Source organism: Acidovorax sp. CF316 (assembly GCF_000276605.1).
GTDB lineage: Bacteria > Pseudomonadota > Gammaproteobacteria > Burkholderiales > Burkholderiaceae_C > Acidovorax.
In genome coordinates this window covers 1-17,699 of the sequence record NZ_AKJX01000115.1, presented here as the reverse complement: position 1 = coordinate 17,699, position 17,699 = coordinate 1, and the positions used below count along the sequence as shown (strand labels likewise).

Genomic DNA, 17,699 nt, shown 5'->3' with positions numbered 1-17,699 from the left:
CTTGGGTTGGAGTCCGAACCTTATCCCGCGCACCAGGCTGCGCAAAGCAGCTCCTCTCTTCAGTGCGCTTCTGCAAAACCTGTTGTTTGGCATGGTCCCGCATTGTTCGCAATGGTTCGGAAAAACCGATGTACATGCTACAAAAAACCTGCTTCTTGAAGCTTCCCCGTGCCCGCACATTCCATCTTGTTCCAACCACAGCGAGGTGCTTCATGAAGCCATTGATCTTTGTCCGTTCACTGCTGGAGTCGCTGCGTACCAGGGTGCTGCAGGTGTTTCGGCCATGGTCACCGAGTCAGCTTCCATTGCGTGCGCCGGCGCTGGTCCGGGTCCATTCCACGCAGCGCGAACACCCCCGTCGCCGCTACCGCTACCGCGACTGAAGCCGCCGGGAATGCGTCCCGCACCGGCCAGCCCTTGTGGCATGGCCACACCGTCCTGAATACCAAGCCCCACGAAGGAAGAAACATGCGCAGCTACCCCCACAACAGCCCCGAAGCAGCCGCCCGCATCGTCGCCCTGCTGCTGATCTCCGACGGCAACGTCAGCCGCCAGGAGCTGGAGGCCCTGTATGGCCAGGACATCGAGCGTGAAATCGGCCTGGCGCCCGGCGACTTCGCCCAGGTCCTGCACACCCTGTGTGAAGACTTGCTGATGGCCGCGCACGAGCGCCGCCTGCTCACCGGCAGCATCGACCAGGCCACCCTGGACGCCGTCATGTCGGAGGTGACCGACACCGACCTGCAGCACAAGGTGCTGTACTTTGCCGACGCCGCCGCCATGGCGGACCAGCATGTCGCCGCGCAGGAGGCGTGGATCATGCGCGCAGCGCTCACGCAATGGCGCATCGGAAAGCTGCCTACGCACAGCTGAGGCAACACGCATGCGGCGCGCCACCGTGGCGGGGCTAGGCCCCGCGTGCAGCGTCCACCATCTGGCGCACCAGCGGGTGGTGCTGCCCGCGGCGCGACCAGATGGCATGCACTTCCTCGCTGATGCCGGGGCAGTCGCCCAGCTGGCGCAGCCCGCGCACCAGCCCCACGTCCTGGGCACCCAGCTGGCTGACCGGAAACACCCCCAGCCCCCGGGCCGCAAACACCGCCAGCAGGGCGCTGTCCTCAAACTCGCCCACCACGCGGGGCTGCACGCCAATGTCCTGGAACCAATGGTCCAGCGTGGAGCGCAGCGGTGAATGGAAGGTGGGCAACAGCACCGGCAGGTCCTGCAGCGACTGTGGAAAACGGTCGCGCGCGGTCTTGCGGACCAGCGACGCCGGTCCGTACCACTGCAGCGTGGAGCGGGCGATCCGCTCGCTGGACAGGCGCTGGTTCGGGTTGCGCGGCGCGGCCTGCCCGGCCAGCACCACATCCAGCTCGTGCAGCGCCAGCTCGGACAGCAGCTCGTCGAACTCTCCCTCGTGGCACACCAGGCGCAGATGGGGTGTGGCCAGCACCGGCTCCAGCAGCGCATGTGCTGCCAGCTTGGAGATGCCGTCGGACAGCCCCACCGAGAGCCGCGCGACCTTGGCGCTGGCAGCCTCGCGCACCTCGTCTGGAATGCACTGCCCCAGCTGGAATATCTCTTCGGCCCGCGCGTACGCTGCCTGGCCTGCCTCGGTCAGCGCCACCCCGCGGCCGGATGGCTTGAGCAGCTGGTGCCCCAGGGCCTTCTCCAGGTCGCGCACCTGCGCACTGATGGTCTGCACAGCCATCTCCAGGCGGTCGGCGGCGCGGGCGAAGCCGCCTTCCTTGGCAACCATCCAGAAATAGTAGAGGTGGCGGTAGTTCAGCATGGGGTACCCGGTTCGGAAAAACCGAATACTAGATTCGGCTGAGGCTGGTGTCTATTCCAGGTTCGCATGCCCATACTCGGCACTTGCTATTTCAGAAAGACAACGATCCATGTTCTACGCAATCAGCTGGTTTCTCTCGTTCATTCTGCTGGCCCTGTGGTCGCTGGCCTGCTGGGGCGCGCACGCGGTGACGGTTTGGGCCGTCGGCAGTGCAGGGGCCCTGGCCGGCGGTACCACCGCCATGGATGCAGTCCTGCTGCCCGAATGGCTCAAGGTCTGGATACCGCCCCAGTTGGCGCAGGAGTTCGGCGGCGTGATCGCGGCCGTGGGGGGCGTGGTGCAGGCGGCGCTGGAAGCCGTGCCCGCCCTGTCAGGGGCCATCTCGGTGCTGGCTTGGGTCATCTGGGGGCTGGGCGCGCTGGTGCTGATGGCCCTGGCAGTCGGTGCCCATGTGCTGATCGCGGTGCTTCAGCGTCGCAAGGCGGGCACCGGGGTGGGTGGTCCCGCGGGTGTGCGGTGAATTTTTGGGCGGTGTCGCGATGGGGTGATGGGCATGTGCTCACCTGCCCCTTGGGCCTCAACCTGCCCGACGACAGCCACGGCCGGGCACGCCCAGGGGGCGTGCCTGGAACAGCAGCAGTGCGATCGTCATGACTCAGCGACCAGCGTTCCGGGAATGCTCTGGGCAAAGCCAGCGCCCAGCACGCGCGCCGGTGTCTCAAAGCCAGCCCGGTGCTCGCCTTTCAGCACCCGCCGCGCCGCTTCCACCGCCGCAAGCGGTGTGTACGAATAGCCGTTCACTGTTTCGATGACCGCACGGGCCACCGCGCCGTCTGCACCGGTGACCTCCACCACGGCGCGGGCGCGTTGGTCGTTGCGCTCGTCAGGGCTTGGCCCGTCGGGCAGATCCGCCGCGTCAGCTGCGGAAAAGGCGGTGCCGGTCACGTTCACGAACATGGCGATGTTGGGGATGCGGGTCGAGTGCCAGGCCGTCACGAGGTCACCAAAGGACAGCGGCGCGCAGGCGACTTCACCGTCGCCGAAGTTGAACAGCGCCGGTGCGGCTGCAGGTGTGGACACCAGAGCGCCGTCCACGCGCGCCATCAGGCCGGCACCGAGGATTTCCCCGGCACTGACGGCCGATCCACGCGACATGGAGCCGGCGACCTGCAGGGCGATGCGCAGCGAGTGGGGCTGCGCGACGCGGCGCGACAGTTGCAGCGCCAGGCAGTCGGTGGGCACCACGTCCCAGCCCACGCCGGGCAGCAACATCACGCCGGCACGGGAGGCCTCTGCGCCGAGGCGCTCGGCCAGACGGTAGACGTTGATCTCCGCAGTGATGTCGAGGTAATGCACGCCGGCGTCGATGCAGGCGCGCATCAGCGGCTCTGCGGTTCTGGCAAACGGCCCGGCGCAGTTGAGCAGGACGGAGAAGCCCGCCAGGGGCGTGGTGGGTGCGTCTGCATCCAGTGCGAAGACACTCCAGGACACGCCCAGTTCGCGGGCCAGCGCCGCCAGCTTTTGCGCATCGCGCCCGGCAATGGCGAAATCGAGTCCGGCCGTCCTGGCTTGGCGGGCCACCATGCTGCCGGTGTATCCGGTGGCGCCGTAGATCAGTACGCGGCTCATGGCCTGGCCTTTGGCGAATGTGGCAGGCCCTGCGCCTGTTGCCAGCTTTTGTAGACGAACTCCAGGCTGTAGCCATCCGGGTCGAACACGTTGGCGGCGTAGTAGCGCGGGTCGTAGTGCAGCCGTGCCCCTGGCGCGCCGTTGTCGGTAGCGCCGGCCGCCATGGCTGCGGCGTAGGCCGCGTCCACTGCCGCTGCGCCAGCCGCCACGAATCCGACGTGGGCCGCCTGTCCCTGCGCCACGCCATGGCGCAGCCAGAAGAACACGCGGCCGTTGGCGCCGAATCCCTTGAGATCGGGGTGGCCGGGCGGGCCATCCTTGCCGTCGTAGTCGTGGCTGTGGCGTATGCCCAGCGGCGCCAGTGCGGCGGTATAGAAGGCGACCGAGCGCCCGACATCACTCACCGAGAGAAAGAGATGGTCCAGCATGGTGGTAAGGGTGTCTTGGGTTCAGATGATGTAGCCGCCAGCGACTTCGATGTTCTGCGCGTTGATCCAGCCGCTGTCTGCCGACAGCAGGCTGGCGATGACGCGGCCGACGTCATCCGGCGCGCCGATGCGGCCCAGTGCCGTCTGCCCGGAGAGCAGGGTCACGAACTCCGGCATTTGATCGAACGCTCCGCTGGTCATGTCGGTGCGGATCGCGCCCGGCGAGACCGAGTTCGCGCGGATGCCGCGCGGACCGAATTCCTTGGCCATGTAGCGCGTCAGCACTTCCAGCCCGCCCTTGAACGCCGCGTAGGGTGCCGCGCCCGGTGTTGCCACGCGCGTCGTGGCGCTGGTCAGATTGACGATGTGGCCACCGTCGGCCATCAGTGGCAGCAGAGCCTGGGTCAGGAAGAACGGGCCCTTGAGGTGGACATTCAGCAGGCCGTCGAACTCGGCTTCGGTCACCGATTCGATGGCATTGAACGCGCCGTAGCCTGCGTTGTTGACCAGGGCGTCGAAGCGGTCACGGTCCCAGGTGGACGCCAGTGCGGTCGCGACGCTGGCGCGGAAGCTGGCGAACGAGCCGACCTTGCTGACGTCCAGTTCCAGCGCCACGGCCTTGCCGCCCTGCGCCTCGATCTGCAGAACGACTTCCTTTGCACCCGCTGCGTGGCTGTTGTAGGTCAGGATGACGCCCATGCCGCGCTTGGCGGCCTGGATGGCGGTGCTGGCCCCGAGGCCCCGGCTTGCGCCGGTGATGATGGCGATGCCCATGTGTTTTCTCCGTTGGTGAGTGGTGTCTGAACGATAGGCGCCAGACCATCTGCGGGCCTGCCTGTTCCTGCCTCAAGCCTGCCTGATCCTGCTGGTGGCAAGCTTCGCTGCTTGCGCGGTGGACCGTATTGCGGTCAGATGCGAGGCATGGAAGAACAACTGAAAGAACTGCGGGCGCTCACGGCAAAGGCCAGGAACCGCATGACACAGACCGGCATTCCGCGCGTTGCCATGGTGCAGGGGAAAATCCCGGAGCATGAACTGAGCGCGGTCTACGATCCGATGGTCAACCTGATTCTTCAAGGCAGCAAGTCAATGACCGTGGGCGACCGCACGCTGCACTATTGCCCGGCCAATTACTTCGTCATGTCCGTCGACCTGCCTGCGGTGGGTACGGTTTGGCCAGCCGCCACCGGCGAGCCCTACCTGGCCGTGGCGCTGACGCTTGAGCCGACGGTGGTTGCCGGCTTGATCGCGGACTTGCCCAAACCCGCTCGTACCGAGAAGGCGGACTCCGGGTTTTCAGTCGCCGCAGTCACCCCGGACCTGATGGATGCCTGGGTTCGCATGCTGCGCCTGATGGAACGCCCGGCGGACATTGCCGCACTGGCGCCTGCCTATGAGCGTGAAATCCTCTACCGGGTGCTGCAGGGACCGCAGGGTGCCATGCTGCGCGACATCGCTGCGCCAGACAGCGCCATCGGGCGCATCAGCCTGGCGATACAGAGCATTCGCCGGGACTTCGCGCAACCGTTGCGGGTGGAAGACCTTGCGCGAACGGCGGCCATGAGCTCCTCGGCGTTCCACCGGCACTTCAAGGCGGTGACGGCAATGAGCCCGATGCAGTACCAAAAGCGCATCCGGCTGCTGCAGGCCCGTACGCTGCTGGTGGTGGGCGGCCAAAGCGTCACGCGGGCGGCGTTCGAGGTCGGGTACGAAAGCCCTACCCAGTTCAGCCGCGAGTACGCCCGCGCCTTTGGGCTTGCGCCGAGACGGGATGCGCAACAGATCATGGCCAAGTACACGCCGCCCGGCGAAGGCGAGGCTCGACGCAGCACTTGACCGGCATCGCGCACCGCAGCCTCCTGTCTTTGGCAATGCCCGGGGCCGGCGGCCCGCCATCACACCATGGCCGCCGCCGTCGCCCGTTCTGCCGGCGACTTGAACCTGGCAACATCCCGCGCAGGCGGCAGGCCGAACAGGCGTGCGTATTCACGGTTGAACTGTGAAGCGCTCTCGTAGCCTACGGCAAAAGCGGCTGATGCGGCGTCGCGCGGTTCGAACAGCAGCAGCCAGCGGGCCCTGAGCAGGCGCAGACGCTTTTGGTACTGGATGGGCGTCATGGCTGTGGCGGACTTGAAGTGGCGGTAGAAAGCGGGAACGCTCATGCCGGCCATCGCAGCGACCTGCTCCACGCGGAATGCTTCGGTGAAATGCTCGCGGATCCACTGGATGGCGCGGCGGATCTGCGCCAGCCGTCCGCCGGGTCGCGCCATGTCACGCAGTGTGCCCCCGAGAGGCCCCTGTAGGGCCCGAAACAAAATTTCCCGCTCGATCATCGGCGCAAGCACTGCGGCCTCCACCGGTCGATCAATCAGCCGAACCATGCGCAGCCAGGCGTCCAGCATTTCATCGGGCGCCGCCACGCCTGAGAAGCAGGACGCCTTCGATGGCCCACCGCCGCCTTCCTCGCCTTGCAGCAGGCCGGCGATCACCTGGGGGTCCAGGGCCAGGCTGATCGCCAGATAGGGTCGCCCCGGGCCGCCCTGGCGGATCTGGCCGGTGGCGGGTACGTCCACGGGCACGAGGAAATACGTGGCTGCTTCGTACTTCATAAGCCTGTCGCCGATGGACAGGGTCTTGGCGCCCTGAAGCACCAGGTGCAGCATGGGCTGGTAGACCTGGTCCGCGCAAACCTCTGCACGCACCATCGCCACACGCGGTATGCCGATGTCGGTCCACCGGTTTTCTGCGCGCATCACGATGCTGCGCAGTTCGTTCATTGCACTGGTCATTTTGCGAATCATGGTGCAGACCTGCAAGTGAAGCAAGACGGGTGAGAAGAATAGGCAAGGATGTGAGAAGAACCGGCACCCATGCGGGACCGGTGGACCCAACACTTGAACCCAGCGGATGACTCGCCGCGCCACCCTGGTACCGGCACGCCGCATCTTTGACAGCACACCCATCTTGAAAGGTTATCCATGAAACTCGAAGGAAAGATCGCAATCGTCACCGGCGCATCGAGTGGCATCGGCGCGGGCATTGCCAAGGCGCTGGCCGCCGAGGGCGCGACCGTCGTCGTGAACTACGCCACCAGCAAGGCCGGCGCCGAATCGGTCGTCCAGGCCATCGAGGCGGCGGGCGGAAAAGCGGTCGCGGTGCAGGCGGACATGAGCAAGGCGGGCGACGTGGCCCGCCTCTTCGATACGGTGCATGCAGGCTACGGCAAGCTGGACGTGTTGGTGAACAATGCGGGTGTCGCCGTGTTCGAGATGGTCGCCGACATGACCGAGGATGCCTTCCACAGGCAGTTCAACATCAACGTTCTGGGCTACTTCCTGGCGATCCGGGAAGCGGTGAAGCATTTCGGCGATAGCGGCGGTAGCATCGTCAACATCAGCTCGATCCTGAGCACCGATCCCTACCTGGCCTCCAGCGTGTACGCGGCAACCAAAGGGGCGGTCGACACGATGACATTCGCGCTGGCCCGCGAGCTGGGACCGCGCAAGATCCGGGTGAACTCGATCTTGCCGGGGCACACCAACACGCCCGCCACGGACGGCAACTTTGCGGGCGAGCTGGGCGTGCGGCTTATTTCCGGCACGCCGCTGGGACGGTTTGGTGAACCAGAGGACATTGCTCCTGTCGCGGTTTTCCTGGCGTCGGAGGACGCGCGCTGGGTTACGGGCGAGTCACTGCGGGCCGCGGGTGGCGTGCGCGGCGTAGGGTACTGAACCTGGGTTGCTGCGTTGCTGCGTTACCGGGTGGATCACACCCGCAAACTGTCCAGCAACTTCGCCACATGCACCGCCTCCCGCTGTGCCCCATCCGCAATCTGGTGCCGGCAACTCGTCCCGTCCGCCACCACGATGGCATCGGGGTTCTTGCGCACCGCGGGCAGCAGCGCCGCCTCGGCCATCTGCATCGAGACCTCGTAGTGCGAGGCCTCGTAGCCAAAGCTGCCGGCCATGCCGCAGCAGGAGCTTTCGATCAGCTCGGGTTGGGCTTCGGGGATCAGGCGCAGCACCTCCAGGATGGGGGGCACGGCGCCGAAGGCCTTCTGGTGGCAGTGGCCGTGCAGCAGGATAGGTTTGCCGGCGGGCTTGAGCCTTGGGGCGAAGCGCCCGGCCTTGGCTTCGCGGGCCAGGAATTCCTCGAACAGCAGGGCCTGCTGGGAGACGGTCACGGCCTTGTCGCCCAGGCCCATCACCAGGGCCTCGTCGCGCAGGGTGAGCAGGCACGAGGGTTCCAGCCCCACGATGGCGATGCCGGCCTGGGCCAGGGGGAGCAGGGCGTCGATGAGGGCGCCGGCCTTGGCCTTGGCTTCGTCGACCATGCCGGTGGCCAGGTACGTGCGGCCGCAGCAATGGTGGCCGCCGGCCTTTTCTACCGTGTGCAGCACGTAGCCTGCGGCGTGCAGCACGCGTGCGGCGGCCAGGGCGTTCTCGCTCTCGAAGGTGCCGTTGAAGGTGTCGACGAACAGCACGGCCGTCTTGCGGCCGGCCTGGGCGGCGGCGATGGTGTCGTCCCGGCTGGCAAACAGGGAGGCATCGTGGCTGCGCCAGAAGGTGTCCGCGCGCCAGGCGGGCAATGAGCGCTGGGCCGAGAAGCCCAGCAGCTTTTCGCCCAGCCAGGCTGCGCCGGGCACGGTGTTGCGCAGGTTGAGCAGCCAGGCGAAGTGGCTGGCCGTGCGCGCGTAGCCGGGCAGGTGGGCCACCAGCTTGTCCTTGAGCGTGTGGCCGTGCTTGCGCTTGTAGTGGGCCAGGAACTCGACCTTCATCTTGGCCATGTCCACGCCCGTGGGGCAGTCGCGCTTGCAGCCCTTGCAGCCCACGCACAGGTCCATGGTGTCGTGCATGGCCTCGCTGGTGAAGGCGTCGGGGCCCAGCTGGCCCGACACGGCCAGGCGCAGGGTGTTGGCGCGCCCGCGCGTGAGGTGCTGCTCGTCGCGCGTCACGCGGTAGCTGGGGCACATGGTGCCGGCGTCGAACTTGCGGCAGTGGCCGTTGTTGTTGCACATCTCCACGGCCTTGGCGAAGCCGCCGGTCACGTCGCCGCCGGTGCCGGGGGCGGTGGTCACCTCGGTCACCGGGTCGGCCTGCACGTTCCAGGCCGACCAGTCGAGCACGGGCGTGAGGGGGATGCGCTTGTAGGGCTTGGGCGCCGTGGGCGGGGCAAAGCGGAACAGCGCGCCATCGTCCATCTTGGGCGGGTCGATGATCTTGCCGGGGTTGAACAGGCCGATCGGGTCCAGGTGGGTCTTGATGGCGCGAAACGCCTCGTTGATCGCGGGGCCGAACTGCCATTCGATCCACTCGCCGCGGCACAGCCCGTCGCCATGCTCGCCGCTGAAGGCGCCCTTGTACTTGCGCACCAGGGCGCTGGCCTCTTCGGCAATGGCGCGCATCTTGGCGGCGCCATCGGTGCGCATGTCCAGGATGGGGCGCACATGCAGCGTGCCCACCGAGGCATGCGCATACCAGGTGCCCCGGCTGCCGTATTTGGCGAACACCTCGGTCAGGCCGTCGGTGTACTCGGCCAGATGCTCCAAGGGCACGGCGCAGTCCTCGATGAAGCTCACGGGCTTGCCGTCGCCCTTGAGGCTCATCATGATGTTCAGGCCCGCCTTGCGCACCTCCCACAGGTTCTTCTGCGGCGCCTCGTCCGGCATCTCGACCACGCTGCCGGGCATGCCCAGGTCGCCCATCAGCTCCACCAGCTGGCGCAGCTGCGGCAGCAGGGCCGCCTTGTCGGCGCCCGAGAACTCCACGAGCAAGATGGCTTCGGGCATGCCGATGAGGGCCGTCTCCACCGTGGGGCGAAAGGCCGGGTTGGCCAGCGCCAGCTCGATCATGGTGCGGTCCACCAGCTCCACCGCCGTGGGGCCGAGCTTGACGATGTGCTGGGCCGAGTCCATGGCCTTGTGGAAGCTCGGGAAGTTGACGATGCCCAGCACCTTGGCGCGCGGCAGTTCGCTGAGCTTGAGGGTCAGGCTGCGCGTGTAGGCCAGCGTGCCCTCGGCGCCGATGAGCAGGTGCGCCAGGTTCACGCTGCCGTCGGCGGTGTAAGGCTTCTCGCTCTGGTTGTCGAAGATGTCGAGGTTGTAGCCGGCCACGCGGCGCATCACCTTGGGCCAGCGTTCGGCGATTTCGCTGCGGTGTTGCTGGGCCAGGGCATGCAAGTGCTGCGCGATGGCGCTGGCGCGTGGGCCCAGCGTGGCCAGCGGGCCGAAGTCGACCAGCTCGCCGTCGCTCAGCCAGGCGCTCGCGCCCAGCACGTTGTGCACCATGTTGCCGTAGGCCACCGAGCGCGAGCCGCAGGAGTTGTTGCCCGCCATGCCGCCCAGCGTGGCCTGGGCGCTGGTGGACACATCCACCGGGTACCACAGGCCGTGCGGCTTGAGCTGGGCATTCAGGTGGTCGAGCACGATGCCCGGCTCCACGGTTGCGGTGCGGGCCTCGGCATCGAAGGCCAGCAGCTTGCGGAAATGCTTGGTGTTGTCGATCACCAGCGCCGCGCCCGTGGTCTGGCCGCACTGGCTGGTGCCGCCGCCGCGCGGCAGCACAGGCACCTTGAGGTCGCGCGCAATGTCGATGGCCACCGCGATGTCGCGCTCGGTGCGCGGCACCAGCACGCCGGCCGGCATGATCTGGTAGATGGAGGCATCGGTCGCGTAGCGCCCGCGTGATCCGGCATCGAACAGCACCTCGCCCTCGGTCTCCGCCGCCAGGCGCCGCGCTAGTGCCTCGCAGGTCTCGTTGGGAGGCAGGGTGGTACCGGCTGGCTGCAGGGTGCTGGCGGGTTCGATGCGCATGGGGAGAGGGTCCTAGGTTTTGGCTTGCCGCTTGGTTTGGGGGTAGATCTCGCCTGCGCGCAGCAGCTCCAGCACCGTGTCGCGCTTGCGCTGCACGTGGGCCACGAGCACCTTGCGCATGGCCTCGGCGTCGTGCGCGGCCAGGGCTTCGATCATCTGTTCGTGCTCGGCCACGGCCAGCTTCCACTTGGCCTCGTTCTGGTTGGTGCGAAAGCGCAGTGACTGCACGCGGGCATTGATGGAGCGGTAGGTGGCTGTGAGCACCGGGTTGCGCGCCGCCTCGTTGATGGCGGTGTGGATGCTGGCGTTGATGCGGTAGTAGCCCGACAGGTCGCGCCGGGCGAAGCAGGCCATCATTTCGTAGTGCAGGGCGCGCAGCTCGGCCAGCTCGGCATCGGTGATGCGCTGGGCAGCCAGTTCGCCCGACATGCCTTCGAGCGTGGCCAGCACCTCGAAGGTGTTCACCACGTCGGCCTCGGTGAGCTTGACGGCCACGGCGCCGCGGTTGGGCAGCAGGTCCACCAGGCCTTCGGCACCCAGCAGCTTGATGGCCTCGCGCAGCGGGGTGCGCGACACGCGCAGCTGTTCGCTGAGCTCGCGTTCATTGAGCTTGGCACCGGGCGCGATCTGGCCTTCCACCAGCATGGTGCGCAGGCGCGCTGCGACCTGGTCGTGCAGCGCGAGGCGGGAGATTTCGATGATTTCAGCCATGAAGTTCTTTCTATTTTGAATTTTGCATGCAAAAAATTGGCGGATCAATCGCTATATTTCAGGGTATTCCCGCATGCAATTGTGTTTTTTGCATGCAAAACTGAAGAAAGAAAGGACGCTCCATGCTTCAACTCGACTTTCACCCTACCGGCCGCCACTTCCTGCAGATCCCGGGCCCCAGCCCGGTGCCAGACCGCATTTTGAGGGCGATGAGCCTACCTACCATCGACCACCGGGGGCCCGAGTTCGGCGTCCTGGGGCTCAAGGTGCTCTCGGGCATCCAGAAGATCTTCCAGACCCGGCACCCGGTGGCGATCTACCCCGCGTCGGGCACCGGCGCCTGGGAGGCGGCCCTGTCCAACACCCTGAGCGCGGGCGACCATGTGCTGATGTTCGAGACCGGGCATTTCGCCTCGCTGTGGCAGAAGATGGCCACGCGCCTCGGTATCTCCACCGAATTTCTGGCCTGGGAGGGCAAGGACGAGCACCTGCCCCTGGCCGGTGGCTGGCGCCGCGGCGTGCAGGCCGACCTGATCGAGGCGCGCCTGCGCAAGGACACCGAGCGCAAGATCAAGGCCGTGTGCGTGGTGCACAACGAGACCTCCACGGGCGTGACCTCCGACATCGCCTCGGTGCGCAAGGCCATCGACGCGGCGGGCCACCCGGCGCTGTTGATGGTGGACAGCATTTCGGGCCTGGCGAGCGCCGACTTCCGCCACGACGAGTGGGGCGTGGACGTGACCATCAGCGGGTCGCAAAAGGGCCTGATGCTGCCGCCGGGCATCAGCTTCAACGCGCTGTCGCCACGCGCGCTCGAGGCCTCGAAGAAGGCCACGCTGCCGCGCGCCTTCTGGGCCTGGGACGAGATCGTGGAGATGAACAAGGACGGCTACTGGCCCTACACACCCAACACCAACCTGCTGTACGGCCTGTCCGAGGCGCTGGACATGCTGCTCGCCGAGGGGCTGGACAACGTCTTCGCGCGCCACCAGCGCTGGGGTGCGGGCGTGCGCGCCGCCGTCAATGCCTGGGGCCTGCCCATCCAGTGCGCCGACCCGGCGGTGTACTCGCCCGTGCTCACCGGCGTGATCACGCCCGAGGGCGTGGACGCCGATGCCTTGCGTCGGCTGATCCATCAGCGCTTCGACCTGTCGCTGGGCACGGGCCTGGGCAAGCTCAAGGGCCGCATGTTCCGCATGGGCCACCTGGGCGACAGCAACGACCTCACGCTGATCGCCATGGTGGCGGGTGTGGAGATGGGGCTCAAGCTCTCGGGTATCGCCCTGGCCGGCAGCGGGGTGCAGGCCAGCATGGACTACTTTGCCAACCATGCGGCACCTGCCGCATTGAAGAAGGCCGCCTGAGCCCTCGACTGCCCGTTACTTGATGGCCTGACAGATCGGCCGGCGCCTGCGGGAGGCGCCGGCTGCTCGCCTGCACGCATGTGCAGGTTTTTGGCCCGCACGCATGTGCAGGCTTTTGGCCCGCACGCATGTGCAGGCTTTTCGCCCGCCTGCGCCCCCTGGCGCAAGCATGGTTTGACCGAGTTATCGACCCCGTGTTTTCTTTTTGCCACTGGCCGTGCACGCATGCGGCCGGGGCGGTATGTGCTGAGTTCATTCAACCCGGCCTGCACAAAAAAGGGCCAACGAAGGAGACAAGCGATGATGATGAAGAGACGTTCCCTGATCCAGTCCGCGGGCGCGGCGGCGGCCACGCTCGGCGCCCCGCGCCTGTTCGCGCAGGAGTGGCCGAGCGGCCCGGTGCGCATCATCGTGGGCTTTCCGCCCGGCGGGGGCACCGACGCGCTGGCACGCGTGGTGGCAACCAAGCTCTCCACGATGTGGAAGCAGTCGGTCATCGTGGAGAACAAGGCCGGCGTCTCGGGCGTGCTGGCGGCCGAGTACGTGGCCCAGCAACCCAGCGACGGCAGCACGCTGCTGATGGCGCACATCAACAGCCACGCTCTGGCGCCCAGCCTGCAGCCCAAGCTGCGCTACGACGTGCAGCGCGACTTCGTGCCCATCGTGATGGTGGGCGTCACGCCCAACCTGCTGATCGCGGGGCCGGGGCAGAAGGCGCTGACCGTCAAGGAGATCGTGGCGTTGTGCAAGGCCGACCCGGGCAAGGTGAGCTTCGGTTCGGCCGGCCCCGGCTCGGCCCAGCACCTGGCGCTGGAGATGTTCAAGCTGCAGGCCGGTGTGGATGCGCTGCACGTGCCCTACAAGGGCAGTGCGCCGGCACTGGCCGACCTCATGGGCAACCAGATCCAGTACTGCTTCGAAACCATGACGGCCGCCACTCCGCACGTCAAGAGCGGCAAGGTGGCCGCCGTGGCGCAGACGCGCACCAAGCGCGCCAAGGGCCACCCCGGCGTGCCCACCATGCAGGAGCAGGGCTTCCAGGGCTTCGAGGCCACCACCTGGTACGGGCTGGCCGGGCCGGGCAAGCTACCATCGGGCGTGGCCGACAAGATCAACCGCGATGTGAACACGGTGCTGGCCATGCCCGACGTGCAGGAACGCCTGGACACCTACGGCGCCGAAGACGGCGGCGGAACACGCGACAAATTCAAGGACTTCATCGCCACCGAGATTGCCAAGTGGGGCAAGGTGGTCAAAGAAGGCAATGTCAAAGTGGAGAGCTAGAAGACGATGGCTGAACAGAACCCGACGACCGGATTGACCCACGCCCTGGTGGCCGCATGGCAGGCCGGCCGCACCATCAGTGCCTTGCCCTGGGGCGGGGCGCTGGCGGATGCGCCTGCGGCCTATGCCGTGCAGGAGGCCGTGGCCCAGGCCATGGGCTGGTTCCCGCCGGGGCCGGCGCGGCACTGGAAGTCGGGTGGCCCGAACCGCCAGGCCGTGCTCACGCATGCACCGCTGCCGCCAGCGGGCGTGCGCACCAGTCCAGCCGACTATTCGGACATGCAGTTCCACACCATCGGCATCGAGGCCGAGATCGCGCTGCGCCTGGGTCAGGCCGTGTCGCCCGCGCAGGCCGCGGCGCTCACGCCCGATACCGCGGGCATGTTCGTCGATGCCATGGCTGTGTCCATCGAGATCGTGGACACGCGCTGGCAGGAAGGCGGCGACGCCCCGGCCCTGCTGCGCCTGGCCGACCTGCAGTCGCACGGCGCGCTGGCGCTGGGCGACTGGGTGCCCTATGCCGCCCGCGATTGGGCGGCGCAACGCTGCACCACGCGCATTGGCGCGCGCGAGCCCGTGTTGCGCACGGGCACGCACCCTCTGGGCGACCCGGCCTGGCTGCTGCCCACCTGGCTGCAACATGCCACGCGCAATGGTGCGACCGTGGCTGCCGGCACGGTGGTGACCACCGGGTCGTGGGTGGGCCTGCTGCCCGCCTCGCGCGGGGACAAGGTCGAAGTGGAATTCGATGGCGTGGGCACCGCCTCGCTGCAACTCTAGAACGACGAACCGGGCTGCGAGAGGAACGCCGTTTCCTCGGCCGTGGACACGCGCCCCAGGACCTGGTTGCGGTGTGGGTAGCGGCCAAAGCGCGCAATGATGTCGCGGTGCTTCACCTCGAACGCCAGATTGTTCTCCAGACCCGGTTGGTCGAACAGCTCCATCGCCTGGGTGTGGATGGCCAGCGACTCGCTGTGCATGTAGGGCATGTAGGCAAAGGCGCGCTGGGCCATGGGCAATGCCTTGTGCTGGCCACTGGCCACGAGTTCCTGCGCCAGGGTCAGCGCCTGGGCATCCTGCGCGAAGGCACCGGGCGTGTTGCGGTACACGTTGCGCGAGAACTGGTCGAGCACAATGATCTCGGCCAGCCGGCCCTCCGGCGAGGCGCGCCAGGATGACAGCTCGCACTGGCGCGCGGCTGCCAGCGTGGCGCCGAAGCGTTCTGTGATGCGGCGGTCGAGCGCATCGTCCTGCATGAAGTGCTGGTTGGGCGTGAGTTCCTCGAACCAGAAGTGGAGAACGTCTTCGGCTTGCATGGGCGGGCGGGGGCGCTAAAAAAAGATGCGCCCATGATAGGGCGCATGCAGGTCGGTCGGTCCGAAGGCTGTGGCCGCCTCAGTGCTTGGTCAGCCGGATCTTGCCGTCCTTGACGTACTGGTTGTACTGGTCCTTGGGGATCGCGGCGGAGCCTGCGGCATCGTCTTCGGTGGTCCAGCTCAGGGTGGTGCTGTCGGGTGCGGTGATCAGCTCCACCGGGCCTTCGGGGATGGCGATGGGTGCACCGTCGCCGGGGGTGAACGTCACATGGCCACGGATGGTGGCGTGCTGCGTAGGGGCTTGTTTCATGGAAGGCATCCTTGCGGCAACGAGGCCGCTGTTGGCATGCCTTTATTACAGCCCGGCGGCCGGGCTGGCCTTGTCAGACCGGACCCCGTGGGCAAGCGGGCCGAAGACGGCAATGGTGGTTCAGTTCACGGAGGCAGCACCGCCTGCTGCTGCGTGTTGCGCTCGGTGCGCACCAGGTACAGCCCGCTGCCGATGATGATGGCGCCGCCGATCAGCGTGGAGGCGCCGGGCACGGCCTGCCACAGCACCCAGTCCAGCCCCATGCCCCAGGCCAGGGCGGTGTACTCGAAGGGCGCCACGACCGAGGCCTGGCCGTGGCGAAAGGCCTCGGTGATCGCCAGTTGGCCGAGGAAGCCCGAGACCCCCATGGCGGCCACCAGCGGCCAGTGGGAGGCGTCCAGCACCTTCCACTGCGGCAGGGCCAGGGCCGTGGCGCCCAGTGCCAGCATGGCCGTGGTCCAGAAGACCAGGCTGGCGCTCGAGTCGGTGCGCGTGAGCAGGCGCCCGGCAATGGCCGAGATGGCATAGCCCGCGGCCGCGCCCAGTACGGCCAGTGCGCCCACCGAGAGCATGGCCTCCTGGCTCGGGCGCAGCGCCACCACCACGCCCACCAGGCCGAGCACGATGGCGATCCAGTGCGCGCCGCGCACCTTCTCGCCCAGCACCACAGTGGACAGGGCCGTGATCAGCAGCGGCGCGATGAAGAACAGCGTGTAGGCCTCGGCCAGGCCCAGCTCGCGCAGCGCAAACGCGAACAGCGCCAGCATGGTGATGTTGATCGCGCCGCGCAGCAGGTGCAGCGGCCAGCGCACCTTGAGCAGGCCGCGCACCTCGCCGCGCCACAGCACGTACAGGGCCACCAGCGGCAGGGCCGCCAGGCCGCGCATGGAGGCGACCTGCATGGCGGGGTAGCTGCCCGACAGGGTCTTGAGCAGCGCGTCCATCACCGAAAAACAGCCCACCGCCAAGCACATGGCGATGATGCCGCGCAGGTTGCCCGACAGCGGTGCACGGGCAGGGGTCTGGCTGGGTGGGGCGGCCTGGGCGGTGGGCTCAGCCACCGGCGGTTCCCGGAGCGAGGAGGACTGGGGACAAGGTCATGGCAGCAACAATCGTGATCGTGGGCGGTGGGATCGATCCCCCGGCGCAGTGCAGGGCTCTGCAAAAAGTGTAGCCCAGGCCTGCTGCCAGCAGGCTGCCAACATTCCCACGCTGCGGGACGCCTGTCTGTCTGCCTGCTTGTTTGTTTGCCTGCGCTATCGTCGATCGATCAATCAATCGGCTTTTTGTTTTTCTTTTGCTTTTTCTTTGCCACCGTGCTGCGAACGGTTCTGTGTGGCGTCGTGCAGCAGCGGGATCAGCCACAGCACGGCCAGTGCCAGCACGGTGCTGAGCACGGCCGTGACCTCGCGCCCCAGGCCGGCCGCCACGCCGATGGCGGCGGTGAGCCAGATGCCGGCGGCGGTCGTCAGGCCCCGGACCTGGCTTTCCCCATCGCCGTCGCCCTTGAGGATGGTGCCGGCCCCGAGAAAGCCGACGCCCGCGACGATGCCCTGGATCACGCGGCTGTTGTCCGCCGGGCCGATGCCGATCTGCTGCGCGACCAGCACGAACAGGGCCGCGCCCATCGCCACCAGCATGTGGGTGCGTATGCCGGCGGCCTTGCCGGCGTGCTCGCGCTCCCAGCCCAACATGCCGCCCAGGATGCCGGCGACCATGAGCCGCACGACGATGCGCGTGGCTTCGCCAGCGTCGGGGACGTCGGAGAATTCGGAGGCGACGGTGGTGGCGACCTGTTGCCACCAGGCGTCGGTGGTGCTTGTTTCTGCCATGGTGTGGGTGCTGTCTTTGTGGGTGTTGGGGGGCTGGCGTCAATGTGCTCTGGACGTTTGGGGGCGGCTAGAGGTGGGAGGCGGTATTGGGGGTAGGACGGGGCTGACGTTTGTTTCTGTGTTGTTTGTGGTTGCTGTGTGCTTTGGTTGAGGGCGGGAGCCGGGATGTGCGCCCGGCGGCGCAGTAACTTTCTCTTGGGCCGCCAAGAGAAAGTCACCAAA

Annotated in this window: 19 protein-coding genes; 8 read left to right on the top strand and 11 right to left on the bottom strand. The window is 67.2% G+C overall.

Going from position 1 to position 17,699, the window contains the following annotated elements; all coding sequences use genetic code 11:
* Nucleotides 1–212: 212 nt before the first annotated feature.
* Nucleotides 213–383 (top strand): hypothetical protein, encoded by a 171-nt coding sequence (locus PMI14_RS34870; RefSeq protein WP_007855002.1) that lies wholly within the window; start codon nt 213–215, stop codon nt 381–383.
* Nucleotides 384–468: 85 nt separating this feature from the next.
* The gene (locus PMI14_RS12980; protein ID WP_007855001.1) at nt 469–873 is read left to right on the top strand and encodes a hypothetical protein; all 405 of its coding nucleotides are present in this window, start codon (nt 469–471) and stop codon (nt 871–873) included.
* A gap of 34 nt (nt 874–907) precedes the next feature.
* On the opposite strand, the gene PMI14_RS12975 is transcribed toward PMI14_RS12980, so the two are convergent.
* A complete protein-coding gene (locus tag PMI14_RS12975; RefSeq protein WP_007855000.1) occupies nt 908–1,792 on the bottom strand; it encodes a LysR substrate-binding domain-containing protein in 885 nt (294 codons plus the stop codon).
* A 109-nt stretch (nt 1,793–1,901) separates the two neighbouring features.
* On the opposite strand from PMI14_RS12975, the gene PMI14_RS12970 reads away from it, so the two are divergent.
* Nucleotides 1,902–2,312 carry a hypothetical protein gene (locus PMI14_RS12970; RefSeq protein WP_007854998.1) on the top strand — a complete coding sequence of 137 codons (411 nt, stop codon included), beginning with the start codon at nt 1,902–1,904 and terminating at the stop codon, nt 2,310–2,312.
* Nucleotides 2,313–2,440: 128 nt separating this feature from the next.
* Here PMI14_RS12970 and PMI14_RS12965 read toward each other — a convergent pair whose 3' ends face one another.
* The 3 genes from PMI14_RS12965 to PMI14_RS12955 are packed head-to-tail and all read right to left on the bottom strand — an operon-like array spanning nt 2,441 to nt 4,623.
* Entirely contained in the window at nt 2,441–3,421 is a 981-nt protein-coding gene (locus PMI14_RS12965) for a trans-acting enoyl reductase family protein (protein WP_007854996.1), read from the bottom strand.
* Nucleotides 3,418–3,849: a VOC family protein gene (locus PMI14_RS12960; protein ID WP_007854995.1), complete on the bottom strand. Its 432-nt coding sequence runs from the start codon at nt 3,847–3,849 to the stop codon at nt 3,418–3,420. Before PMI14_RS12960 ends, PMI14_RS12965 begins: the two co-directional genes overlap by 4 nt.
* 21 nt (nt 3,850–3,870) lie before the next feature.
* The gene (locus tag PMI14_RS12955) at nt 3,871–4,623 is read right to left on the bottom strand and encodes an SDR family NAD(P)-dependent oxidoreductase (RefSeq protein WP_007854994.1); all 753 of its coding nucleotides are present in this window, start codon (nt 4,621–4,623) and stop codon (nt 3,871–3,873) included.
* A gap of 147 nt (nt 4,624–4,770) precedes the next feature.
* Here PMI14_RS12955 and PMI14_RS12950 point away from each other — a divergent pair, with 147 nt between their 5' ends.
* Nucleotides 4,771–5,685: an AraC family transcriptional regulator gene (locus PMI14_RS12950; RefSeq protein ID WP_035203623.1), complete on the top strand. Its 915-nt coding sequence runs from the start codon at nt 4,771–4,773 to the stop codon at nt 5,683–5,685.
* A 59-nt stretch (nt 5,686–5,744) separates the two neighbouring features.
* Here the strand turns inward: PMI14_RS12950 and PMI14_RS12945 are convergent, their stop codons facing one another.
* A complete protein-coding gene (locus tag PMI14_RS12945; RefSeq protein WP_081497322.1) occupies nt 5,745–6,626 on the bottom strand; it encodes an AraC family transcriptional regulator in 882 nt (293 codons plus the stop codon).
* A 201-nt stretch (nt 6,627–6,827) separates the two neighbouring features.
* Between PMI14_RS12945 and PMI14_RS12940 the strand changes: the two genes are divergently transcribed.
* Entirely contained in the window at nt 6,828–7,580 is a 753-nt protein-coding gene (locus PMI14_RS12940; RefSeq protein ID WP_007854991.1) for an SDR family NAD(P)-dependent oxidoreductase, read from the top strand.
* Nucleotides 7,581–7,615: 35 nt separating this feature from the next.
* On the opposite strand, the gene PMI14_RS12935 is transcribed toward PMI14_RS12940, so the two are convergent.
* Together PMI14_RS12935 and PMI14_RS12930 are read right to left on the bottom strand one after the other, a co-directional pair.
* Entirely contained in the window at nt 7,616–10,660 is a 3,045-nt protein-coding gene (locus PMI14_RS12935; RefSeq protein WP_007854990.1) for an FAD-binding and (Fe-S)-binding domain-containing protein, read from the bottom strand.
* A 12-nt stretch (nt 10,661–10,672) separates the two neighbouring features.
* The gene (locus PMI14_RS12930) at nt 10,673–11,371 is read right to left on the bottom strand and encodes a GntR family transcriptional regulator (protein ID WP_007854989.1); all 699 of its coding nucleotides are present in this window, start codon (nt 11,369–11,371) and stop codon (nt 10,673–10,675) included.
* A 122-nt stretch (nt 11,372–11,493) separates the two neighbouring features.
* Between PMI14_RS12930 and PMI14_RS12925 the strand changes: the two genes are divergently transcribed.
* The 3 genes from PMI14_RS12925 to PMI14_RS12915 all read left to right on the top strand — a co-directional run bounded on the left by PMI14_RS12925 (nt 11,494) and on the right by PMI14_RS12915 (nt 14,799).
* Nucleotides 11,494–12,735, top strand: a complete 1,242-nt coding sequence (locus tag PMI14_RS12925) for an alanine--glyoxylate aminotransferase family protein (protein ID WP_007854987.1) — start codon at nt 11,494–11,496, stop codon at nt 12,733–12,735.
* A gap of 300 nt (nt 12,736–13,035) precedes the next feature.
* Nucleotides 13,036–14,019 (top strand): tripartite tricarboxylate transporter substrate binding protein, encoded by a 984-nt coding sequence (locus PMI14_RS12920; RefSeq protein ID WP_007854985.1) that lies wholly within the window; start codon nt 13,036–13,038, stop codon nt 14,017–14,019.
* A gap of 6 nt (nt 14,020–14,025) precedes the next feature.
* Entirely contained in the window at nt 14,026–14,799 is a 774-nt protein-coding gene (locus PMI14_RS12915; RefSeq protein WP_007854981.1) for a fumarylacetoacetate hydrolase family protein, read from the top strand.
* On the opposite strand, the gene PMI14_RS12910 is transcribed toward PMI14_RS12915, so the two are convergent.
* The 4 genes from PMI14_RS12910 to PMI14_RS12895 all read right to left on the bottom strand — a co-directional run bounded on the left by PMI14_RS12910 (nt 14,796) and on the right by PMI14_RS12895 (nt 17,477).
* The gene (locus tag PMI14_RS12910; RefSeq protein WP_007854979.1) at nt 14,796–15,335 is read right to left on the bottom strand and encodes a DUF924 family protein; all 540 of its coding nucleotides are present in this window, start codon (nt 15,333–15,335) and stop codon (nt 14,796–14,798) included. The genes PMI14_RS12915 and PMI14_RS12910 overlap by 4 nt on opposite strands.
* Before the next feature lie 79 nt (nt 15,336–15,414).
* Nucleotides 15,415–15,645 (bottom strand): hypothetical protein, encoded by a 231-nt coding sequence (locus PMI14_RS12905; protein ID WP_007854978.1) that lies wholly within the window; start codon nt 15,643–15,645, stop codon nt 15,415–15,417.
* 125 nt (nt 15,646–15,770) lie between these two features.
* The gene (locus tag PMI14_RS12900; RefSeq protein ID WP_007854977.1) at nt 15,771–16,706 is read right to left on the bottom strand and encodes a DMT family transporter; all 936 of its coding nucleotides are present in this window, start codon (nt 16,704–16,706) and stop codon (nt 15,771–15,773) included.
* A 213-nt stretch (nt 16,707–16,919) separates the two neighbouring features.
* The gene (locus PMI14_RS12895) at nt 16,920–17,477 is read right to left on the bottom strand and encodes an MgtC/SapB family protein (RefSeq protein WP_007854976.1); all 558 of its coding nucleotides are present in this window, start codon (nt 17,475–17,477) and stop codon (nt 16,920–16,922) included.
* Nucleotides 17,478–17,699: the final 222 nt, after the last annotated feature.

Coding starts and splice junctions, on each gene's coding strand:
- PMI14_RS12925 (WP_007854987.1), top strand. CDS start 11,494: ATGCTTCAACTCGACTTTCACCCTACCGGCCGCCACTTCCTGCAGATC.
- PMI14_RS12945 (WP_081497322.1), bottom strand. CDS start 6,626: ATGAACGAACTGCGCAGCATCGTGATGCGCGCAGAAAACCGGTGGACC.
- PMI14_RS12980 (WP_007855001.1), top strand. CDS start 469: ATGCGCAGCTACCCCCACAACAGCCCCGAAGCAGCCGCCCGCATCGTC.
- PMI14_RS12965 (WP_007854996.1), bottom strand. CDS start 3,421: ATGAGCCGCGTACTGATCTACGGCGCCACCGGATACACCGGCAGCATG.
- PMI14_RS12915 (WP_007854981.1), top strand. CDS start 14,026: ATGGCTGAACAGAACCCGACGACCGGATTGACCCACGCCCTGGTGGCC.
- PMI14_RS34870 (WP_007855002.1), top strand. CDS start 213: ATGAAGCCATTGATCTTTGTCCGTTCACTGCTGGAGTCGCTGCGTACC.
- PMI14_RS12970 (WP_007854998.1), top strand. CDS start 1,902: ATGTTCTACGCAATCAGCTGGTTTCTCTCGTTCATTCTGCTGGCCCTG.
- PMI14_RS12950 (WP_035203623.1), top strand. CDS start 4,771: ATGGAAGAACAACTGAAAGAACTGCGGGCGCTCACGGCAAAGGCCAGG.
- PMI14_RS12920 (WP_007854985.1), top strand. CDS start 13,036: ATGATGATGAAGAGACGTTCCCTGATCCAGTCCGCGGGCGCGGCGGCG.
- PMI14_RS12975 (WP_007855000.1), bottom strand. CDS start 1,792: ATGCTGAACTACCGCCACCTCTACTATTTCTGGATGGTTGCCAAGGAA.
- PMI14_RS12910 (WP_007854979.1), bottom strand. CDS start 15,335: ATGCAAGCCGAAGACGTTCTCCACTTCTGGTTCGAGGAACTCACGCCC.
- PMI14_RS12935 (WP_007854990.1), bottom strand. CDS start 10,660: ATGCGCATCGAACCCGCCAGCACCCTGCAGCCAGCCGGTACCACCCTG.
- PMI14_RS12960 (WP_007854995.1), bottom strand. CDS start 3,849: ATGCTGGACCATCTCTTTCTCTCGGTGAGTGATGTCGGGCGCTCGGTC.
- PMI14_RS12955 (WP_007854994.1), bottom strand. CDS start 4,623: ATGGGCATCGCCATCATCACCGGCGCAAGCCGGGGCCTCGGGGCCAGC.
- PMI14_RS12940 (WP_007854991.1), top strand. CDS start 6,828: ATGAAACTCGAAGGAAAGATCGCAATCGTCACCGGCGCATCGAGTGGC.
- PMI14_RS12895 (WP_007854976.1), bottom strand. CDS start 17,477: ATGGCAGAAACAAGCACCACCGACGCCTGGTGGCAACAGGTCGCCACC.
- PMI14_RS12930 (WP_007854989.1), bottom strand. CDS start 11,371: ATGGCTGAAATCATCGAAATCTCCCGCCTCGCGCTGCACGACCAGGTC.
- PMI14_RS12905 (WP_007854978.1), bottom strand. CDS start 15,645: ATGAAACAAGCCCCTACGCAGCACGCCACCATCCGTGGCCATGTGACG.